Consider the following 5,572-nt stretch of genomic DNA (forward strand, 5'->3'; position numbering starts at 1 on the left):
GGGTTAGGGAGGGGTAAAATATTTGATACAGCAATCATGACTTTTCAAACACCATCTTAATATTATTAGGCGATCGCTTACCTATAAAATCAAATATAGATACTCAAAATTACCAATATATCTATTTTGGACTGGGAACAGGAAAATGATTTGTGTTTCAAATTTAAACTCTAGCTATTGTAACAATCTCTAACTGATCTTGATATTTACCTCTGCGAGTTTCATAACTAACAGCACAGGGTTCACCCTCTAAAAATAGCAATTGCACCACACCTTCATTAGCATAAATACGACAGTCAGCGCTGGAAGAATTAGAAAATTCTAAAGTAAGATGTCCTCTCCATGCCGCTTCAGCAGGTGTTAGATTAGCTATTATACCACATCTTGCATAAGTAGATTTACCAATGCAAATTACTGTAATATTGGCTGGAACTTCCAGCTTTTCCAGAGCCACACCTAAACCATAAGAATGAGCAGGTAAGATAAAATAGCTACCACTTTCATCTGTATGTAATTGGGTAGACTCTAGATTTTGGGGATTAAAGTTTTTAGGATCAATAACAGTACCGGGAATGTGGCGAAAAATGCGAAATTCAGAGCCAGAAAGCCGGATATCATAGCCGTAAGAAGAAAGTCCGTAACTAATTACAGGTTGCGGAAGCTGAGATGAATCAGGTTGCAATTTACGAATTAAACTCGATTCAAAAGGCGAAATCATGCCTTTTTGAGCCATTTCAGTAATCCAGATGTCGTTTTTAATCACAAGTTCACAGATAATTCAACCAAGTTATTACGACATCTTAATACTTAAGGTTGATGACTGCGACGAATTTCTGTAATTTGGTCTGCTACATCTAAAAGAGACTGGGGCATTTGAGAACCTGTGAGGATAATATCAACATGAGGAGGACGGTGAGAAAGAAACTCTAAAACCTCAGTTTCTGGAATTAAACCGAAATTAATCGCTAAACTCAACTCATCTAATACCAGTAAAGAATACTTACCTTCATTAACTACCTTTTGGGTATGTTGCCAAAGTTGTTGCAAAGCTTGAATTTCCGCTGCGTCCAAATCTGAATTATTAATATAACGGGGCAAATCACAGCGAATCCAGTCTAAATGTTGTCCCATTTGGGTGGGTCGTTCATGTCCTTGGCGAATCCCACCTTTGAGGAATTGGACTATTAATACTGGTGTACCTTGTCCAGCAATTCTCAGTGCTTGTGCCATCACGCTGGTAAAAAAGCTACGCTGGGAATTAGTAAAAACTTGTATCAGTCCTTCTACGGAATATGGTACGCTGAAGGTTGAATTTAGACCTGGGGTTTCTAATTGGGCAACCATAAGGCAAAGTTTAAAAACTCACTATAAATTTAATGACTTACATTTAAAGGTAAATCTTTGCTGATAGTAAAACATATAGCTATCATACAGCAGTATTTATCAGTAAGTAGATGAACACAATAAAACCAAACTGTGTAAAGAAACGTAAAATCGCTGAAAACTTCTTTACTCTTGCCTCTTGCCGCCTTGCTATAACGACAATTTTCAACGCCAACCTACTTAAAGCAGCCTGATTCCTTTGTCATCCTGAGGTAATCTAAAGGCTGTAGGCAAAAATTTTGAGGCAATTTCAATGACTTGGCAACGTCCTGACGGCAGAACCCCTGGTGAACTCCGTCCCCATAGTTTTTATCCTAATTTCACTCGGTTTGCACCTGGTTCTGTTTTAGCGAAATCTGGTGATACTCAGGTTCTGTGTACGGTTAGTGTGGCTGAAGGAGTGCCTAAATTTTTGACTGGTAGTGGGAAGGGTTGGTTAACGGCTGAATATAGAATGTTGCCTTCTGCTACCCAAAAACGCCAGGAACGGGAATTGATGAAATTGTCGGGCAGAACCCAGGAAATTCAACGTTTAATTGGGCGGAGTTTAAGGGCTGCGTTGGATTTTGAGGTGTTGGGAGAACGAACGCTGACTGTGGATACAGATGTGCTGCAAGCTGACGCAGGAACGAGGACAATGGCAATTACTGGGGGTTTTGTGGCTTTGGCTCATGCTATTTCTCAATTATTGCAGCAGGGGGTTCTTGAGCGATCGCCTTTATGTGGACAAATAGCAGCAGTTTCTGTAGGCTTGTTGCAGGGTGAACCATTTTTGGATCTTAACTATGTTGAAGATGTAGCCGCAGATGTGGATTTTAACGTAGTCATGAATCATCAAATGAACATTATTGAAGTTCAGGGAACAGCGGAAGCGGGAAGTTTTAGTCGTCAGCAGTTGAATCAAATGCTAGATTTTTCTGAACGAGGTATACAGGAATTATTAACTGCTCAAAGAAATGCTATTAGTGATTGGAATACTCTATTTGTAGCAACTTAAATTGTCATAATTCCCTAGTAAAAAAATTTAATTAGTGGCCGTAAACTTGCAACCAAAAAGAAATTTAGAACAATCTTGGATAATTCGCTATTTGTCAGTATTCCTGTTGTTCGGTCAAATTTTACTGCATTTCCTGCGCGGAAAAACCTACTATCGCAAGATATTAGAACATACAGTGACAACAGGACCAGCTTCCCTCCCTCCAGTATTATTAGTCAACGGTTTTGCGGGGATGATTTTCACGATTCAAACCGCTAGAGAATTGGTCAGATTCGGGGCTGTAGATACCGTTGGCGGTGCATTTGCTTTAGCATTTTGTCGAGAACTAGCACCAATTTTAACTGCTAGTATTATCGCCGGACAAGTTGGTTCAGCTTTTGCAGCGGAATTAGGAGCAATGCGGGTGACAGAGCAAATTGACGCTTTATATATGCTCAGAACAGACCCTGTTGATTATCTTGTCTTACCCAGAGTCATTGCTTGCTGTTTAATGATGCCTGTAATGATGATTTTTGCTGTAGTTACAGGTGTTATGGGTGGTGCTTTTGCGGCTATGCAGTTTTATCAGGTTAGTCCTGAAACATTTTTAGAATCAGTGAGAAATTTTTTATTACCATCAGATATTTTAATTATTTTACTGAAGGGGTGGATTTTTGGGGCTATAGTATCGGTTAATGGTTGTAGTTGGGGACTGACAACTCAAGGAGGCGCAAAGGAAGTGGGAGAATCAGCTACAACTGCTGTGGTAACTACTTGGGTAGCAATTTTCATTATGGATTTTATCTTAGCCCTGGTACTGTTTGAGAAACCTTTGTTATAAGTAGGGGTTGCTTATAGGGTAGGGTGGCGTATAACTCCTACGTCGTTACGCAAGCTATGTCCATATAAACCGAAAACCTAGATATATGAAGAATTTTCGGGTTGAAAAAGAGAACTAAGTGCAAGAAATAAGCATTGAAACTGTTTATTTACCTATAACTGTCTGAAATTTGAGACTATTCTTATCTCCTTCCAATTCTTCCTTCTGACTCCTGACTCCTGACTCCTAGCCCTCACGAAAAGACTTTTTCAGCAACCCCTATTTATAGGATGATGATATTAGCATTTGTATGGTGTTGTTGCCGTCGTCAATAGGAAAATAGCGTGTCAATTCAAGAACATAAAATTACGGTAGATTCTCTAGAATGGTTTTATCGAGAAGCTGAACCGATTGGGAGAACTGATTTAATCCCTGTGTTATTTTTACATGGGATAGTTGCTCAAAGTTATAGTTGGAGAAATATTATACCTAGTTTAGCAGCACAGGGAAATAGAGCGATCGCACCTGACTGGATTGGTTGTGGATTTTCCGGTACACCAGAAAAACAGGATTTTGCTTATACTCCCGACGCATTTATCACAGCTTTAGAAGGATTTATTCAAGCTTTAGAATTAGAAAAGTTTTCCCTAGTTGTCCAAGGTTTTTTAGGTTCAGTTGGCTTACAATACGCCCTCCGTCATCCTGAAAAAGTTGCTAATATTGCTATTTTAAATACCCCCATTTCTACAGCAGCAAAATTGCCTTGGAAAATCAAACAAATGGGTTTACCCTTTGCGGGTGATATGATTACCCAAGATCCTTTATTAGTTGATAGAACCCTAGAAGGTGGAAGTCGTTACCGCATTGAAGATGAAGATTTAGATGTTTATAGAAAACCCTTTTTGAAAAGTTCTGCCCCTGGAAGAAGTCTCCTAGCAACAATTCGCAATTTCCAACTAGAAAAAGCCATGCTAGAAATAGAAAATGGGTTTAAAGAATGGCAACAACCTATTTTAGTTCAATGGGGAATAATTGATCCTTGGTTATCTGTAGATATGGCGGAAACTTTTGTAAAATCTGTACCCAATGGGGAAATAATCAAACTTAATAATGTGGGACATTATGCCCAAGAACATTATCATGAAGTGATTTTACAAGATTTGCTCCCATTTTTCCGTCGTTCCCAATCGAATTAAATATCAACCAGTATTTCTTGTTCTCTGCTATTCTTCTTTTGTTTAAGTATTTTTAAGAAGAAGGATAGTAAAGTCAATATATTAGAGGATGTTTTAAAAATGGTATCCCGTAATTTTCATCACATTTTACCCCCCTTAATCCCCCCAATGCTTTGGGAGGAAACAAGAAAATCCAGTTCCCTCCTCTTCACAAGGGGAGGGTTAGGGAGGAGTAAAACATTTGATACAGAAATCATGAGTTTTCAAACAACCTCTTATTGTCTGAGTTTTTAATCGGCACAATCAAAATTTTGCTTACTTATTTAAAATGATGATTGAACAACATAAAAATCAACAACACACCATTTTTTACGGTGATGCGGTTAACATTTTATTAAATCATATTCCTACCGAATCAGTAGATTTAATTTTTATTGATCCTCCTTATAATATAGGTAAGAAATTTAGTAACTTCCATGATAAATGGGAATCAGAAACAGAATATATAAATTGGTCATATCAATGGCTTAATGAATGTATTCGCATTCTTAAACCAAATGGTACAATTTATGTGATGACAAGCACCCAAGCAATGCCTTATTTTGATATTTATTTGAGACAAAAATTAACTATTCTCAGTCGGATAATGTGGCATTATGATAGTTCTGGGGTTCAAGCTACAAAATACTTCGGTTCAATGTATGAACCTATTCTTCATTGTGTCAAAGATAAAAACAATTATATTTTTAATGCAGATGATATTAAAGTTGAAGCAAAAACAGGCGCACAACGGAAATTAATTGATTACAGAAAATCAGTTCCTACCCCCTATAATACAGAAAAAGTACCTGGTAATGCTTGGTATTTTCCCCGTGTGAGATATCGCATGGAAGAATACGAAAATCATCCTTCACAAAAACCAGAGTCATTACTAGAAAGAATCATTTTAGCAAGTAGTCATAAAGGAAGTTTAATCCTTGATCCCTTTGCTGGAACTTTTACAACTGCTGCTGTAGCTAAACGTTTAGGTAGGAAATCTATCAGTATTGAACTGCAAGAAGAATATCTAAAAATTGGCTTGAGAAGGGTTTTAGAAATGGAAGAATATCAAGGAGAAAAACTATTGCCACCACAGAAAAACCATAATATCAAAAATAAAAATGGAAAAAAAGTAGATTTAGATTTTATCCAAGGGAGTATCTTTGATGAAAATACTAC

The 5,572-nt window shown here is 37.5% G+C and carries 6 protein-coding genes; 4 read left to right on the forward strand and 2 right to left on the reverse strand.

Annotated features, from left to right (window positions below; translation table 11 throughout):
- Positions 1–163 precede the first annotated feature (163 nt).
- The gene (gene dcd, locus IQ228_RS19790) at positions 164–733 is read right to left on the reverse strand and encodes a dCTP deaminase (RefSeq protein ID WP_035083368.1); all 570 of its coding nucleotides are present in this window, start codon (positions 731–733) and stop codon (positions 164–166) included.
- A 74-nt stretch (positions 734–807) separates the two neighbouring features.
- Positions 808–1,344: a P-loop NTPase family protein gene (locus tag IQ228_RS19795; protein ID WP_039202193.1), complete on the reverse strand. Its 537-nt coding sequence runs from the start codon at positions 1,342–1,344 to the stop codon at positions 808–810.
- A 292-nt stretch (positions 1,345–1,636) separates the two neighbouring features.
- Here IQ228_RS19795 and rph point away from each other — a divergent pair, with 292 nt between their 5' ends.
- From rph to yhdJ, 4 genes are all read left to right on the forward strand, one after another.
- Positions 1,637–2,380, forward strand: a complete 744-nt coding sequence (gene rph / locus IQ228_RS19800; RefSeq protein WP_193964078.1) for a ribonuclease PH — start codon at positions 1,637–1,639, stop codon at positions 2,378–2,380.
- A gap of 46 nt (positions 2,381–2,426) precedes the next feature.
- Positions 2,427–3,200: an MlaE family lipid ABC transporter permease subunit gene (locus tag IQ228_RS19805; protein ID WP_027404786.1), complete on the forward strand. Its 774-nt coding sequence runs from the start codon at positions 2,427–2,429 to the stop codon at positions 3,198–3,200.
- Positions 3,201–3,523: 323 nt separating this feature from the next.
- Positions 3,524–4,375 carry an alpha/beta fold hydrolase gene (locus tag IQ228_RS19810; RefSeq protein ID WP_027404785.1) on the forward strand — a complete coding sequence of 284 codons (852 nt, stop codon included), beginning with the start codon at positions 3,524–3,526 and terminating at the stop codon, positions 4,373–4,375.
- 307 nt (positions 4,376–4,682) lie between these two features.
- Positions 4,683–5,572, forward strand: an 890-nt coding sequence (gene yhdJ / locus IQ228_RS19815; protein WP_228043967.1) for an adenine-specific DNA-methyltransferase, incomplete at its 3' end; no start/stop codon positions are given.

Source organism: Dolichospermum sp. LEGE 00246, from assembly GCF_015207865.1.
Lineage (GTDB): Bacteria > Cyanobacteriota > Cyanobacteriia > Cyanobacteriales > Nostocaceae > Dolichospermum > Dolichospermum heterosporum.

Excerpts from the sequence above, each read along its gene's own strand:
- dcd (WP_035083368.1), bottom strand. The coding sequence starts at position 733 with ATGGCTCAAAAAGGCATGATTTCGCCTTTTGAATCGAGTTTAATTCGT.
- IQ228_RS19795 (WP_039202193.1), bottom strand. The coding sequence starts at position 1,344 with ATGGTTGCCCAATTAGAAACCCCAGGTCTAAATTCAACCTTCAGCGTA.
- rph (WP_193964078.1), top strand. The coding sequence starts at position 1,637 with ATGACTTGGCAACGTCCTGACGGCAGAACCCCTGGTGAACTCCGTCCC.